This window comes from Glaciimonas sp. PCH181 (assembly GCF_003056055.1).
Lineage (GTDB): Bacteria > Pseudomonadota > Gammaproteobacteria > Burkholderiales > Burkholderiaceae_D > Glaciimonas.
Window position 1 is genome coordinate 1,492,814 of the sequence record NZ_PYFP01000002.1, and the last position, 14,840, is coordinate 1,507,653.

Annotated in this window: 13 protein-coding genes; 1 reads left to right on the forward strand and 12 read right to left on the reverse strand. The window is 50.0% G+C overall.

Annotated features, from left to right (window positions below; all coding sequences use genetic code 11):
- Positions 1 to 76: 76 nt before the first annotated feature.
- The 12 genes from C7W93_RS19965 to C7W93_RS20025 form a co-directional block, all read right to left on the reverse strand.
- Positions 77 to 1,999 (reverse strand): PrkA family serine protein kinase, encoded by a 1,923-nt coding sequence (locus C7W93_RS19965; RefSeq protein WP_108441977.1) that lies wholly within the window; start codon positions 1,997 to 1,999, stop codon positions 77 to 79.
- Positions 2,000 to 2,212: 213 nt separating this feature from the next.
- The gene (locus tag C7W93_RS19970) at positions 2,213 to 3,466 is read right to left on the reverse strand and encodes an AmpG family muropeptide MFS transporter (RefSeq protein WP_108441978.1); all 1,254 of its coding nucleotides are present in this window, start codon (positions 3,464 to 3,466) and stop codon (positions 2,213 to 2,215) included.
- Positions 3,467 to 3,711: 245 nt separating this feature from the next.
- Positions 3,712 to 4,314, reverse strand: a complete 603-nt coding sequence (gene metW, locus C7W93_RS19975) for a methionine biosynthesis protein MetW (RefSeq protein WP_108441979.1) — start codon at positions 4,312 to 4,314, stop codon at positions 3,712 to 3,714.
- Positions 4,311 to 5,498 (reverse strand): homoserine O-acetyltransferase, encoded by a 1,188-nt coding sequence (locus C7W93_RS19980; RefSeq protein WP_108441980.1) that lies wholly within the window; start codon positions 5,496 to 5,498, stop codon positions 4,311 to 4,313. The genes metW and C7W93_RS19980 overlap by 4 nt, the downstream gene beginning before the upstream one ends.
- A 349-nt stretch (positions 5,499 to 5,847) precedes the next feature.
- Positions 5,848 to 7,599: a phosphoenolpyruvate--protein phosphotransferase gene (gene ptsP / locus C7W93_RS19985; protein WP_108441981.1), complete on the reverse strand. Its 1,752-nt coding sequence runs from the start codon at positions 7,597 to 7,599 to the stop codon at positions 5,848 to 5,850.
- Between the two features lie 171 nt (positions 7,600 to 7,770).
- Entirely contained in the window at positions 7,771 to 8,040 is a 270-nt protein-coding gene (locus tag C7W93_RS19990) for an HPr family phosphocarrier protein (RefSeq protein WP_108441982.1), read from the reverse strand.
- Positions 8,041 to 8,140: 100 nt separating this feature from the next.
- Positions 8,141 to 8,545, reverse strand: a complete 405-nt coding sequence (locus C7W93_RS19995; protein ID WP_108441983.1) for a PTS sugar transporter subunit IIA — start codon at positions 8,543 to 8,545, stop codon at positions 8,141 to 8,143.
- A gap of 177 nt (positions 8,546 to 8,722) precedes the next feature.
- Positions 8,723 to 9,667, reverse strand: a complete 945-nt coding sequence (gshB, locus tag C7W93_RS20000; RefSeq protein ID WP_108441984.1) for a glutathione synthase — start codon at positions 9,665 to 9,667, stop codon at positions 8,723 to 8,725.
- A 67-nt stretch (positions 9,668 to 9,734) separates the two neighbouring features.
- Positions 9,735 to 11,033, reverse strand: coding sequence for a glutamate--cysteine ligase (gene gshA / locus C7W93_RS20005; RefSeq protein ID WP_108441985.1), 1,299 nt, complete (start codon positions 11,031 to 11,033; stop codon positions 9,735 to 9,737).
- Between the two features lie 339 nt (positions 11,034 to 11,372).
- The gene (gene amt / locus C7W93_RS20015) at positions 11,373 to 12,920 is read right to left on the reverse strand and encodes an ammonium transporter (RefSeq protein WP_108441987.1); all 1,548 of its coding nucleotides are present in this window, start codon (positions 12,918 to 12,920) and stop codon (positions 11,373 to 11,375) included.
- A gap of 13 nt (positions 12,921 to 12,933) precedes the next feature.
- Positions 12,934 to 13,272, reverse strand: a complete 339-nt coding sequence (locus C7W93_RS20020; protein ID WP_108441988.1) for a P-II family nitrogen regulator — start codon at positions 13,270 to 13,272, stop codon at positions 12,934 to 12,936.
- Positions 13,273 to 13,283: 11 nt separating this feature from the next.
- On the reverse strand, positions 13,284 to 14,108 hold the full coding sequence (locus C7W93_RS20025) for a TorF family putative porin (protein WP_108441989.1): 825 nt from the start codon (positions 14,106 to 14,108) through the stop codon (positions 13,284 to 13,286).
- 478 nt (positions 14,109 to 14,586) lie between these two features.
- Here C7W93_RS20025 and C7W93_RS20030 point away from each other — a divergent pair, with 478 nt between their 5' ends.
- Entirely contained in the window at positions 14,587 to 14,829 is a 243-nt protein-coding gene (locus tag C7W93_RS20030) for an accessory factor UbiK family protein (RefSeq protein ID WP_108441990.1), read from the forward strand.
- Positions 14,830 to 14,840: the final 11 nt, after the last annotated feature.

Here is a 14,840-nt window from a genome sequence, read left to right on the forward strand (position 1 = left end):
TGCGATACCGGAACCTTCAAAACGGCAGCCCTGCGCAGTTACAGTTCACACCACCACCGCAGTCAATGCGCGTCTTTTATGACGATTTACGTACGCGCAAATACCACTCGCAGAGAAGCCTTACCTGCTTGGGGGTATAACCTTTGGTCACCATGCGATTCACAAAATCTTCGTGCTTACGCATCTCATCGGCTGACCCTTTCGCATTAAACGAAATGACGGGAAGCAGATCTTCGGTATTCGAGAACATTTTCTTCTCGATCACCACGCGTAGCTTTTCATAGCTGGTCCAGAGCGGATTTTTGCCGCCGTTCGAGACCCGGGCACGTAAAACAAAATTAACTATCTCGTTACGGAAATCTTTCGGATTGCTGATGCCTGCGGGCTTTTCAATTTTTTCCAGCTCGGCATTGAGTGCAGCCCGATCAAAGCTTTCGCCGGTATCGTGATCGCGGAATTCCTGATCCTGAATCCAGAAATCGGCATACGTGACATAACGATCAAACACGTTTTGTCCGTACTCGGAATACGATTCAAGATAAGCGGTCTGAATTTCTTTGCCGATAAATTCGGCGTAACGCGAGGCCAGCGTATCTTTGACGTACGAAAGATATTTTTGCTCTAGCTCTTGCGGAAATTGTTCGCGCTCAATTTGCTGCTCAAGTACGTACATCAGATGCACGGGATTGGCGGCGATTTCAGATGAATCGAAGTTGAAAACCTTGGACAAGATTTTGAAAGCAAAGCGAGTCGATACGCCGGTCATGCCTTCATCGACACCGGCATAATCGCGATACTCCTGGAACGACTTGGCTTTAGGATCGCTGTCCTTCAGATTGTCGCCATCGTAGACCTGCATCTTTGAAAAAATGTTCGAATTTTCAGGTTCAGCTAACCGCGTCAGGATCGAGAACTGCGCCATCATTTTTAGCGTTCCCGGTGCGCAGACAGCCTTACCAAGTGAGGAAGTCCGAATCAGCTTTTCATAGATTTTGATTTCTTCGGAGACGCGCAGGCAATACGGTACTTTGACGATATAAATACGATCTAATAACGCTTCATTATTCTTGTTGTTACGGAAGGCCTTCCATTCAGATTCATTGGAGTGGGCCAGAATAATGCCGTCAAACGGGATCGCGCCAAAACCTTCAGTGCCTTTGAAATTGCCTTCTTGTGTCGCGGTCAGTAACGGATGCAAAACCTTGATCGGGGCTTTGAACATTTCGACAAATTCCAGCAAGCCCTGATTGGATAAACACAAGCCGCCGGAGTAACTGTAAGCATCGGCATCGTCTTGCGAATATTGTTCAAGTTTGCGAATGTCGACTTTGCCGACCAGCGTAGAAATATCCTGATTGTTTTCGTCGCCCGGTTCAGTTTTGGAAATGGCGATTTGTCGCAACACATTGGGGTAACGTTTAACCACACGGAATTTACGGATATCACCGTTAAATTCGTGCAGACGTTTTACCGCCCAAGGACTCAGAATGGATTTTAGATAACGGCGTGGAATGCCGTATTGTTCTTCGAGAATGGTGCCGTCTTCGTCGTAGTCGAATAGCCCGAGCGGGGATTCATTGACGGGTGAGCCTTTGATGGAATAAAACGGAACATGCTCCATCAATTGTTTCAGGCGTTCGGCGATGGAAGATTTTCCGCCGCCCACAGGACCAAGTAAATAGAGGATTTGTTTTTTTTCTTCCAGGCCTTGCGCGGCGTGGCGGAAATAAGCGACCACTTGTTCGATCACTTCTTCGGCACCATAAAATTCTTTAAAGGCCGGATAAACCTTAATCACTTTGTTGGCGAAGATACGCGACAACAATTGGTCCTGACGCGTATCGATCTTTTCCGGCTCACCGATCGCCATCAGCATGCGTTCGCCCGCTGTTGCATACACAGTGGGATCGTTCTTACAAAGCGTCAGATACTCTTCAAGTGAAAACTCTTCTTCTCTGGTCTTGTCGAACCGACTCGCAAAGCTGCTGTAGATATCCATATCACCCCCGCATCAACGATGTTGCGAAAACTAAATAGAACACACAATGCCCAACTTGTAGGACCTCTTCGAGAGCTTAACAGTTCATTTACAAGCTGTTGAATTTACACACTATTTAAAGGAAGAGGATTCCATGCTTTTGATTCTATATCTTTTTCTCGGACGCAACCGAAAATTTGTGTAATTAGACGTGTCAAAGCGCACGTTGCAGTTTTATTTCGTGGCTATTTTTTCATTCCACGGCGCGACTTTTGGCAGTAACAACATGCCCGGTAATGCCAGCACAAAGCAGACAATGAAAAATGTAAACCAGCCGGTTTCGGCAACAATGTAACCGACGGAAGAATTGATAAATGTGCGCGGAACCGCCGCCAGGCTTGTGAAGAGCGCAAATTGTGTTGCGGTATAGCGTGGATCGGTGGTGCGGGCGATGTAGGCGACGAAAGCGGCGGTGCCGACGCCGACGCCGAAAGCTTCAGCGCCGATGACAACGGCCAGAACAAGCGGATCGGAGCCGACATTTGCGAGCCATGCAAAGCCAAGAATAGTGACGGCCTGCACTACACCGAAAATCCATAATGCGCGATTGATGCCAATTTTGACCATCCAGATACCGCCGATAATGCCGCCTATAACGCTACACCAGAGGCTGGTAGTTTTTGAAATAGCACCGATCTGCGTCATCGTAAAACCGAGATCGATATAAAATTTGGTAGCAAGCGCTGTTGCCATGCTGTCGCCAAGTTTGTACAGAAAAATAAAACCGAGTACCCACATCGCACTTTGCCAACCATTTCGACCAATAAACTCTTGAAATGGCAGGAAAACGGCATCACGTATTTTCTTTGGCGGGTTGCCATAGACCTTTGGCTCTTTAATCACAAACGTACACGCCAGACATGGCAACATAAATGCTGCGGTAATCCAGAACACCTGATGCCACGGCATGATGTCGGCCAATATCAGAGAAAGCGCGCCCGGCACCATTCCGGCGACTTTATAGGCGTTAACGTGGATGGCGCTGCCCAGACCTTGTTCGCTATCGGGAAGAATTTCGCGGCGATAGGCGTCGATCACGATGTCCTGACTGGCTGACAGAAATGCCACAATTGAGGCTGTTATCCCGATGGCCGTTAATTGTGTTAAAGGGTCTAGCATTCCCATGCCGCCGATGCCGACAAAAAGTAACGCTTGCGTCAACGCCATCCATCCGCGGCGGCGTCCCATACGGCCAAAATGGAAGCGGTCCATCAGCGGCGACCATAGAAATTTCCAGGTATAAGGAAACATCACCAACGCAAATAACCCTAGCGCCTTGACGTTCAATCCTGACTTCGCCAGCCAGGCTTGCAATAAACTCAGAAGTATAAACAGCGGTAAGCCGGAACTAAAGCCGAGAAAAACGCAAATCAACATGCGCCGATTCAGATAATGATGCCAGGGTGGTGAGGTCGATGTTGATGTCATGTGTGGACCCGCAAAGGGCCGTGATGTAGAGAGATAGAGCGCTAAATATAAATCAACACAGGAGTGTCATAACGCCGCTTTGTCGTGGCGTAAGATCTTATAACTGAAATAAGTTAAAAAATAACCGAAAAAAGTGTCCATCAGAAGCACGAAATTGAGAGCTTATGCATTTTTTTGCCTATGACGGTGATTACTGACGGCAAATCTTTGCAGAATTGCCACACAGCATGGTTGCTGGTAATTGGTTATTTTTTCCGAAAGCGAAAAACCGCAAGACTGCCACGCCAGTTTGGAAGAAACGATACCGGATGACCATCATGCAGGGCCACGCATTCGAGCACCTCTAGCCCGACTTCGTTCGCCAATTCCTCAAAATCCTTGATCGTTGCGCAACGCAAGTTAGGCGTGTCATACCATTCGTAAGGCAACAATTTCGATACGGGCATCCGGCCGCGCATCAGCGCCATCCGATGCGGCCAGTAGGCAAAATTAGGAAATGACACAATCGCTTCGCGCCCAACCCGCGCAATATCGCGTAAAACGCCTTCGACGTTTTTCATCATTTGCAACGCGGACAAGCACAGCACGGTGTCAAAAGCATTGTCGGCAAACAACGCCAGTCCGGTTTCCATATCTTGCTGAATCACGGATACGCCTCTGGCTACGCAGGGAGGGATCTTGCTGTCGTCGATCTCTACGCCATAGCCAGAGCACTGCTTGTCACTTTGCAAATAATCCAGCATCACGCCGTCGCCGCAACCGAGATCGAGGATTTGCGAGTCTTTTCTCACCCAATGTGCAATGAAGGCCAGATCCGGGCGCAAGCCGCTTAATTGATCAAAATTCATGCTATTTCTCCTGCACTTTTGGTAGGCACCGCTTGTGCACCATTTTGGGGCGTGGTGTTCTGAGGCAACCCTTTCCACACGCGGTTGTAATACTCGCGCACAACATTTTGATAGCGGGCATCTTCTAGCAAGAAGGCGTCATGCCCATGCGGAGCATCGATTTCTGCATAGCTGACACGACGCTTGTTATTGACCAGCGCCTGCACGATATCGCGGCTGCGTTCGGGAGCAAAACGCCAGTCGGTCATGAACGACACTACCAGGAACTCTGCCTGAGTTTTTTCTAGTGCTACCGTCAAATTGTCACCACATTCTGCCGCCGGATCAAAGTAATCCAATGCCTTGGTAATCAGCAAATAGGTATTGGCATCAAAATATTCAGAGAATTTGTCGCCTTGATAGCGCAAATACGACTCGATTTCAAAATCGATGCCGAAACCGAATTGATAACTGCCTGAACGCAAATCACGGCCAAATTTTTCGGCCATATCGTCATCCGACAAATACGTGATATGTCCGACCATGCGCGCTACGCGTAAGCCGTTTTTCGGGACTACGCCATGCGCGTAATAATCGCCGCCGTGAAAATCCGGATCGGTCAGAATCGCTTGCCGCGCAACGTCATTGAAGGCGATATTTTGCGCCGAGAGTTTTGGCGTCGAGGCGATCACTACGCAATGGCGTAAGCGTGTCGGGTGTAGCAAGCTCCAGGCCAGCGCCTGCATCCCGCCCAGCGACCCACCCATTACCGCCGCAAATTGGACGATCCCTAGCGCATCTGCAAGGCGCGCTTGCGCTTGCACCCAGTCTTCGACTGTCACAACTGGAAAATTGGCACCATAGGGCTTGCCTGTGGTCGGATCGTTATGCATCGGCCCGGTCGAGCCAAAGCAAGAACCCAGGTTGTTGACGCCGATGACGAAGAATTTATCGGTGTCGACCGATTTTCCGGGTCCGACCATGTTGTCCCACCAACCGACGTTCTTTTCGTCGCCGGCATATTTGCCAGCGACGTGGTGCGAGGCGTTCAGGGCATGACAAACTAATACCGCGTTGGATTTGTCGGCGTTCAGCGTTCCATAAGTTTCATAGACCAGCGTGTAGTCCGTTAATGACGCACCGCTTTGTAACTTGAGCGGTGTCGCAAAATGCATGGACTGAGGTGAGACGGTGACTGAAGACATGGTGTGTTTAGTAGCAACGTTTGATGCCGGTAATTCTTACCGACAATAAAAAAGCCCGAAAGCAGGGCGCTCATCGGGCTAACACGGGGCTTGTAATGCAAGCTCGCTTTAGCCGTATTTATTCGACATTTCCAATGGAAATGTCACGCGCCCGCAAGCTGAGGTGGTGAGACCAGTCAAATCGGCGCTGTTTGTTGTTAAGTAACTTAACAACGGTACTAGAATAACCAAGTCGAGGGCTGTAGTCAAACCGGCGTGTACCGGTTTAGCCACTGCATTTTTCGACGGTTAATGATTGCTCTTATTCGATTGCTTTTATTCAATCGATGGCATTGTTGGTTAATGTCTTTTAAGCAGCGCGCATCTGGGTGATGGCGGCTGCAATCGCGCTGGGTTCTGTGGTGCGTAGAATTTTTTTGGTCTGCGCGGTCAGCATTTCCAGATTGCTGTTTAATATTTCCTGTTTGACTGCCAATAAATGGGTCGGGTCCATTGAAAACTCTAATAATCCCATCCCCAGCAGCAAACGTGTGTACTTGATATCGCCTGCCATTTCCCCGCACACCGACACCGGAACTTCAGCTTTTCGGCCCATCGCAATCACTGTCGACAACAGGAACAGCACCGCCGGATGCAAGGGGTTATACAGGTGCGATACTTCGTGATCGACGCGATCGATCGCCAGCGTGTACTGAATCAGGTCATTCGTGCCTATCGACAAGAAATCCATGCGTTTGATGAACATCGGCAGCGCCAAAGCTGCAGCCGGGATTTCTATCATTGCGCCAATCTGCATGCCTTCATCAAACTTAATCTTTTCGTCGCGTAGCTGCTGCTTTGCCTGGGCGATCAGCGCTAATGTCTGGTCAATTTCAAACGCATGCGCGAGCATTGGGATGAGTAATTTGACCGTGCCAAAGGCGGATGCGCGCAAAATGGCGCGTAATTGGGTCAGAAATAGCTGCGGTTCAGCCAGGCAATAGCGAATCGCGCGCAATCCCAGCGCGGGATTCAGCGCCGTCTGCTCGCTGGTATCAAGCGGCTTGTCTGCGCCGACATCCAGTGTGCGGATGGTGACCGGGCGGCCTTTCATGGCGACCACTGCCTGTTTATAGGAGGCAAATTGTTCGTCCTCGGACGGTAATTGTTGCTTATCGCCAATCCGGCCCATGAACAAAAATTCAGAGCGGAATAACCCGACCCCGTTTGCCCCGGATTCCATCGCTGGCCCGCAATCATCCGGCAGTTCGATGTTGGCTAGCAACGTAATTTCTACGCCGTCCAGTGTGACTGCGCGTGTTTTCTTGAGTTTGCCGAGTTTTTTGCGTGCGCGGACTTGCTGCGCTTGTTGTTCACGGAATTGTTGGAGCACCATCGGCGACGGATCGACGATGACAACGCCAGCCTGTCCATCGATGACGATCCAGTCATCCTGTTTGATCAGTAACGAAGCGTGGCCCATGCCGACCACGGCGGGGATATCCAGACTGCGTGCAACGATCGCAGTATGCGAGTTTTGACCACCCTGATCGGTGATAAATCCGGCGAAAGCCCGATTGCGGAACTGCAACATATCGGCCGGAGAAATATCGTGCGCGACGACGATAATATTCGGCGAAGTGGCATCATCGCCATCAACTTCCGGCAGCGTGGTGGCCGTGCCGGTCAATATTTTGAGCAATCGTTCACCAACTTGCTGAATATCGGTTTTGCGCTCACGCAGATAAGGATCTTCAATTTCGTCGAATTGGGCCGAGACTTCATCGATCTGCGTCACCAAAGCCCACTCGGCGTTGTATTGACGGTGCCGGATGATTTCCAAAGGCACGGCGGTCAGCATCGGATCGGCCAGAATCAGCAAATGAACATCGATAAAAGCACCTAACTCTGCCGGGGATTCTTTGGGTAAGTCAGTGCGGATGGTTTGCAGTTCTTTGCGGACTGTTTTGACTGCATCTTCAAGCCGCCGGACTTCGGCTTCGACCTGGGTTTCGGACACCAGATAATGTTTGACGTCCATCGCGGTGGGCGCAAGTAAATGTGCTCGACCAATCGCGATACCGCGTGAAACCGGAATGCCATGTAGGGAAAAGGATGCCATCTGTTCAGCCCGCGTTAATTGGTGTCTAAGAATGATTGAACAGGGTTGCGCCAAACCGCGTGCATAAGCAGGACAGGGGGTGAAGTTACCAACCCCATATCGACAATATCGTCATGTCTGGCCGCACCGTGATTGCGCTAACTTTGCCGTGATTTTTAGCGCGAAGCCAGATTATTCGCCTTCGCCGAATTTGTCCTGTATCAACTGATTGAGCGCTTCGAAGCATTCTTTCTCGTCTGCGCCCTCAGCTTCCAACAAAACGCTGCTGCCTTTTCCTGCCGCCAGCATCATGACGCCCATGATCGACTTAGCATTGACACGCCGATTGTTTCGGGAGATCCAGACTTCGCATTTAAATTTGCTGGCAAGTTGGGTGAATTTAGCCGATGCACGTGCATGCAGGCCTAATTTATTGATGATTTCAATTTCTTTTTGAATCATGGAGTTTTCTTTTAGTTATGGTGTTTATACACATTGATACGGCGTTTATAGCGTCTATCAGTAACGATTTTCCCTTTGTACGTATGCACGAACCCAGCAATTATTGTGCCACCCGCACGCGATTATCGACCCGGACCGCGCCGCCCTGACCACCAGCCAGCGCCATTTCGGTGACAACGTCGAGCGTGTCCTCGCGATACGTCAGCGCCCGCAATAACATCGGCAAACTGATGCCTGCAATGACTTGCGTTTGCGTGCCGCTGCACAATGGTAACGTGCAGTTGGACGGCGTGCCGCCCATCACATCCGTGATCACCAATACGCCAGAACCGTCGTTCAATCGCTCTACCGCCTGTTTTGCCATCAATTGGACTTCGGCAGTATTTTGATCGGCGATAACATCAATCGCCTCGAACCGCTCTGGCATCTGTCTAAATACGTGGGAAACGGCGGTAATAAACGCCTGACCAAGGGGTGAATGGGTTAATAAAAGAATACCGACCATATTTTTAATACCAGACCCGCTATGCGGATAAAAGCGAACATGTCAGGTGACATATTTCGCCATCATTTTAGGCGTTTTCGATATTTTTTATCAGCCTGTCGTAAAACTGCATCATTCAGGTTTCGTTCCCGCCGTATCAACGTCATTTGATGTATGACGTTGATGAATCTCGTTGCTTTATGCCTGCACTGCCGCTTCCAAAGCATCGATGAACATTTCTGCCACATTGAAGCCTGCCTGTTGCATGATTTCCTGGAAACAAGTTGGGCTGGTGACGTTAACTTCTGTTAAATAGTTACCAATAACGTCTAATCCTACCAATAACAAGCCACGTTTGATCAGGATTGGTCCTAACGTTTCGCCGATTTCGCGCTCACGTTCTGTCAGCGGCTGCGCCACGCCTAAACCACCGGCTGCCAGATTGCCACGTACTTCCGATCCTTGGGGAATCCGTGCCAACGTGTACGGGACGACTTCGCCACCGATCACCAATACGCGCTTGTCGCCAGCAACGATCTCGGGGATGAAGCGTTGAATCATGATGGTTTGACGGCCATTGTTGGTCAATGTTTCGATGATCGAACCAAGATTCATACCATCGGCTTTGACCCGGAAAATACCTGCGCCGCCCATGCCGTCCAACGGTTTCAGGATGACATCCTGATGTTCCTCATGGAACGCACGCAAACGCGTCGCGTCGCGGGTAACTAATGTAGGGGAGATAAATTGCGGAAATTGCGCAATGGCGAGCTTTTCATTGTGATCACGAATAGCTTGCGGCTTATTGAAGACGCGCGCGCCTTGTTTTTCAGCTAATTCCAACAAATACGTGGTGTAGATGTATTCCATGTCGAATGGTGGATCTTTACGCAGCAAGATCGCATCGAACTCAGACAAAAACATCTGCGTTGGCGCGGCTGCCCGAAACCAATCGTCGCCATCACCAGTCAGTGTCACGCGAGCAACATTGGCGGTGACAATGCCGCTTTCTAGCGCCATGTCTTGCTGCTCAAACGCATAGATCGTGTGACCGCGTTTGACGGCTTCGACCATCATCGCATAAGTTGTGTCTTTGTAAATTTTAAAACTATCGAGCGGATCGGCGAGGAAAGCGATTTTCATTATCAAGCCTTGTTGTGTTGTCTTACTGTCTTGTTATCATAATCCTGAACAACGTTTTAGTGCGCTATCAGTAAATTTCAGGATTTGGATCGGTTTTTTCCATTTCCAGCGACGCCGCCAGCAACGCCAGACGCGCCACTACCCCATACATATAGAAGCGGTTCGGCGCGGTTGTGCCCGGTTTTGCCAGCAAATCTGGCAACGCATGCTGTTGCGCAAACGCCAGCGGCACATAATGCGCGCCCGGCGCGTTCAGATTTTCATTGATGCCGCGCTCGGAGTGCACGCGATAAAAACCGCCGACAACGTAGCGATCAATCATGTACACCACCGGTTCTGCTACGGCGTCGTTGATGTGCTCAAAAGTATGCACGCCTTCCTGGATGATCACGTCGTGGATCGCCAAGCCTTCTTTGCCGACCGACATTTTGTTGCGTTGTTTCAGATTCAATTCTTTGATCTGGCTGGCATCCGTGATGCTGGTAATGCCCATGCCATAGGTGCCCGCATCGGCTTTGACGATGACAAAAGGTTTTTCCTTGATACCGTATTCTTTATACTTTTTACGAATCTTCGACAGCGTTGAACTGACGCTGGATGCCAATGCATCTTCGCCGATATGTTCCTGAAAGTTGATTTGATCGCATTTGGCGAAAAACGGATTCAGCATCCAGGGATCGACATCGACCATTTTCGCAAATTTTTTCACCACGTCATCGTAGGCGGCAAAGTGGTTGCTTTTGCGACGCACTGCCCATCCTGCATGTAGTGGCGGCAAGACGTTTTGTTCGTTCAGATTCTCTAATATAGAGGGGATGCCTGAAGACAGATCATTGTTGAGCAAAATCGTGCAGGGATCGAAATTTTTCAGCCCCAGACGACGGCCATTATGCGAGCGTTCCAGCGGTTCTAGCGTAACAGTCGTGCCATCCGGCAATTCTATGGTTACCGGTTCGGTCACATCATCGGCCAACGAGCCAAGTCTTACATTTAAGCCGGTCTGCCTGAAGATTTGCATCAACCGTGCAACATTCTGCAAATAGAATGTGTTGCGGGTATGCAACTCTGGCAATAACAATAGATTCTTAGCATCCGGACAATATTTTTCAATCGCTGCCATCGCGGCTTGTACGGCTAGCGGCAACATTTCCGGGGATAAATTATTAAATCCGCCTGGAAATAAATTGGTATCTACCGGCGCTAATTTGAAACCAGAATTACGCAGATCGACCGAGCAGTAAAACGGTGGCGTGTGTTCTTGCCACTCCATCCGAAACCAGCGTTCAATCGCCGGTGTGGCAGTCAGGATTTTCTTTTCGAGATCAAGGAGGGGGCCGTTTAGAGCAGTGACGAGGTGCGGAACCATAGAGAAACTCTTACACTTTCATGTTAAGCGCTGTAGCGCATTTTTTAAGTGCTAGCGGGGGCTTATATCAATTTTGGCTGCGCTTGAATGACCTCGATTTTAACGGGAATTATCTTAATCCGTTGCGCGAAAACGCATTATCTGGCGATCGGGTCAATTGTGCAGGACTAATAACATTAGGGCAATTTGATGTTTTTAAAGTCCCTGAAAGTGAAAAAAGCGCCCTCAATATGACTACTTGAGGGCGCTTTTGTTTGTGGCCTGCTACTTGATGTACATCAGTTTCAGACCACACCGGACGCTGTTGCCGTCCGGTGAATTTCTCAGATAAATCTCGGATTAACCGTGATAAGCCGATTCGCCGTGGCTGGAAATGTCCAGACCTTCGCGCTCTTCTTCTTCTGTGACACGCAGACCGATAACGATATCGACTAGCTTGAAGGCAATGAATGCCACCACACCAGACCAGATGACTGTCGTCAACACGCCTTGAAGTTGAATCCAGACTTGACCGCTAATTGAGTAGTCTGGGGCAACTGCGTTAGTAACATAGTCATAGATACCAGTACCGCCGAGGCTAGGTGCTGCAAACACACCTGTTAGCAACGCGCCAAGAATACCGCCGACGCCATGCACACCGAAGACATCTAACGAATCATCTGCACGCAGGATCTTTTTCAAGCCTGTTACGCCCCACAAGCAAGCGAAACCAGCGATCAGACCCATGACCAGCGCGCCGCCTACACCGACAAAACCTGCTGCTGGTGTAATGACAACCAAACCTGCAACCGCGCCAGATGCGCCGCCCAGCATGGAAGGCTTACCCTTGCCAATCCACTCACCCAGACTCCAGGTTAATACTGCGCCAGCCGTTGCGACCAAAGTATTGATGAAGGCCAGTGCTGCACCGCCATTGGCTTCCAGACCGGAGCCAGCGTTAAAGCCGAACCAACCGAACCACAGCAACGAAGCACCAACCATCGTCAATGTCAGGCTATGTGGCTTGAAAGCTTCTTTGCCGTAACCGACGCGTTTGCCGATAACGTAAGCGCCGACCAGACCAGCAACCGCCGCATTGATATGGACCACTGTACCGCCAGCGTAATCCAGAGCACCTTTTTGGAATAACCAGCCTGCACTTGCAGTTGCTTTAACAGCGGCGGCAGCGTCAGTATAGCCATCCGGACCAGGCCAGAACCAGACCATGTGGGCGATTGGCAAGTAAGCAAACGTGAACCACAGGACAGTGAAGGCCAGGATTGCAGAGAACTTGGCGCGCTCGGCAAATGCACCGATAACCAGTGCGCAAGTGATCGCTGCGAAGGCGCCTTGGAACACGACGAAGGCAAATTCTGGCAATACGACGCCTTTACTGAACGTTGCCGCCAGCGAATCAGGTGTCATACCGTGCAGGAATAGGCGGCTGAGGCCACCAAAGAAGTCGTTACCTTCAGTGAACGCAATGCTGTAGCCGTAGACGATCCACAGCACGATCACGAGCGAGAAAATAGTGAAACATTGCATCAGCACCGACAGCATGTTCTTGCTGCGGACAAGACCGCCGTAGAACAGGCCGAGACCTGGCAAAGTCATCAAAATAACAAACGCGGTACATACTAATAGCCACGCTGTATCGCCCTTGTTAGGGACGGCTGGTGCTGGCACTGCGCCAGCGGCTGGAGCTGCCGCAGCAGGAGCAGCAACGACGGCAGCCGGTGCAGCTGCAGGCGCAGCAACCGGAGTAGCCTCGCTAGAAGCGCTGGCGACGGCTGATGCCGATGCCGATGCCGATGCATCATCAGCTGCTGAAGCTGGCAGCATGAAGCCGACCGCAAGCATTAGCGCGCAAAATGCCAGAAACGTGGCAATTATTCTTTTGATGTTCATGTTAACAGTCCCCTTAGATTGCATCTTTGCCGGTCTCACCGGTACGAATACGAATAACTTCTTCCAAATCGAGGACGAATATTTTGCCGTCGCCGATTTTGCCGGTGCGTGCTGCGGTTTCTATCGCTTCTACTGCACGATCCAGAATCGAATCATCTACTGCCGCTTCAATTTTTGTTTTAGGCAGAAAATCGACAACATACTCAGCGCCGCGATACAACTCGGTGTGTCCTTTCTGACGGCCAAAACCCTTTACTTCTGTAACGGTGATGCCTTGTACGCCGATAGCTGACAACGCCTCACGGACTTCATCCAATTTGAATGGTTTAATAATCGCAGTGATCAGTTTCATATTGACCTCAGTTAGAAAGTTTTTGCGAGAGAGAAGACCACACCGTTTTTGCCGAGGTTTTTGCCGTCAGGGGCGACATACGCGCCGTTTTTGGCATCTGTACCGACAAAAGCTGCGCCAAGAGTAACGCCATACAGGCTCTCAAAGGTTTTTGTTACGCCAACTTTCCAGTCGGTGTAGCTGGCGAAGCTAAAGTTTTCAACACTTTGGTGACCAATATGCAGACCCAGCGTTACACCGGAACCGACATCGAAATTAGCGCCAAGGTCGTAATACGCACTATTCTTGCTGTTGACCGTGCCGAACAAGTTGGTCAATGCATGTGAGTATTTGAAGTAACCAGGGCCATAACCGAGTTGACCGTAGAGCTCAAACGTATTCGCGTTTTTACCGATATTGCTGTAATTGTTGCCCGGATAGTAATAGTACAAACCGCCGACGTCATAGGTAAAGCCACCAGGAAGATCGCCGCGCTTACCTGCGTACAAATCCCACTCGATATTGCCTTTGCCGTTAAAGCCAGCGCTGTTGACCGAATCTTTGATCCATTTAATGTTTGACAACCAAGTACCAGCGTAAAGGCCGGTAGGATTATTGGTGTAGTCCACGCCACCTTGCAAAGCAGGGTCAAAGCGGGTTTGCGAAATACCGCGGAAACGGTAGTCGTTTACGACGCCAATGTTATAAGCGATCTGATTATCAGGTACGGGTTCTGCGGCTGGCGCTGCAGCCGCAACAGCGGGGGTAGGCGCTGCGTCGTCCGCATGGGCGAAGCTGGCAACCATTGTCGATGCGACTGCCGCGGCGAGTACTAGCTTATACGTCAGATTTTTCATTTTTATCCCTGGTAGCTATGCAACATTAAAATACGAAGAGCCGGTAACTAAAGTTTCATTTCCTCTCTAGCAGGAGTCATGCCAACGAATTCATATTGCGTTTTAAGGCGCGATTTATAATCGCTTTATTGTTTTAACCCCTACAATCTGCGCTTACCTTTAGCAAATACCTCCGGATTTCTGCACCATAGAGATGCATAAAATTGTTTTTGTATTATTTTGGTGCGCGCAAGTAAGGAATTGCCAATCTGCTCTCGGGCATAGCGGGGTTTGGGGTAGTTGACGCGCGTAATCTTGCGGGGATGCAGCCGGGCGATCGCATCGGTGGGCGTTCTGGCTCTGTGCAGCATAGGAATTCGCTGGATGGTGTGACATCTTGAGAGATTCTCTTAAGATGCATGCCAGTCTCACGCCGACGCCCTTGGCATGGGGTATCATTTTTATTCTTACGTTTTTTTGTATTTACAGGAGCATCACCATGAGCAAGCCCAATTTTTTTGAAGATATGCAGTCCAAGATTAATCAGGCTATCGAAAACTCGCCCGCCAAAGACATCGAAAAAAACGTAAAGGCAATGCTGAGCAGCGGTTTCGCCAAACTCGATCTCGTGACACGGGAAGAATTTGATGTTCAGGCGCAGGTGTTGGCAACGACGCGGGCCAAGCTGGAATTGCTGGAATCGCGCATTACTGAAATAGAAGCACAATTAAAGCGTCCATGACCGGCTTTCAA

Bases quoted from the DNA above. Each gene is read 5' to 3' on its own strand.
- C7W93_RS19990 (WP_108441982.1), bottom strand. From the start codon at position 8,040: ATGATTCAAAAAGAAATTGAAATCATCAATAAATTAGGCCTGCATGCA.
- amt (WP_108441987.1), bottom strand. From the start codon at position 12,920: ATGAACATCAAAAGAATAATTGCCACGTTTCTGGCATTTTGCGCGCTA.
- C7W93_RS20030 (WP_108441990.1), top strand. From the start codon at position 14,587: ATGAGCAAGCCCAATTTTTTTGAAGATATGCAGTCCAAGATTAATCAG.
- C7W93_RS19970 (WP_108441978.1), bottom strand. From the start codon at position 3,466: ATGACATCAACATCGACCTCACCACCCTGGCATCATTATCTGAATCGG.
- C7W93_RS20020 (WP_108441988.1), bottom strand. From the start codon at position 13,272: ATGAAACTGATCACTGCGATTATTAAACCATTCAAATTGGATGAAGTC.
- ptsP (WP_108441981.1), bottom strand. From the start codon at position 7,599: ATGGCATCCTTTTCCCTACATGGCATTCCGGTTTCACGCGGTATCGCG.
- C7W93_RS20025 (WP_108441989.1), bottom strand. From the start codon at position 14,108: ATGAAAAATCTGACGTATAAGCTAGTACTCGCCGCGGCAGTCGCATCG.
- C7W93_RS19995 (WP_108441983.1), bottom strand. From the start codon at position 8,545: ATGGTCGGTATTCTTTTATTAACCCATTCACCCCTTGGTCAGGCGTTT.
- metW (WP_108441979.1), bottom strand. From the start codon at position 4,314: ATGAATTTTGATCAATTAAGCGGCTTGCGCCCGGATCTGGCCTTCATT.
- gshB (WP_108441984.1), bottom strand. From the start codon at position 9,667: ATGAAAATCGCTTTCCTCGCCGATCCGCTCGATAGTTTTAAAATTTAC.
- C7W93_RS19980 (WP_108441980.1), bottom strand. From the start codon at position 5,498: ATGTCTTCAGTCACCGTCTCACCTCAGTCCATGCATTTTGCGACACCG.
- C7W93_RS19965 (WP_108441977.1), bottom strand. From the start codon at position 1,999: ATGGATATCTACAGCAGCTTTGCGAGTCGGTTCGACAAGACCAGAGAA.
- gshA (WP_108441985.1), bottom strand. From the start codon at position 11,033: ATGGTTCCGCACCTCGTCACTGCTCTAAACGGCCCCCTCCTTGATCTC.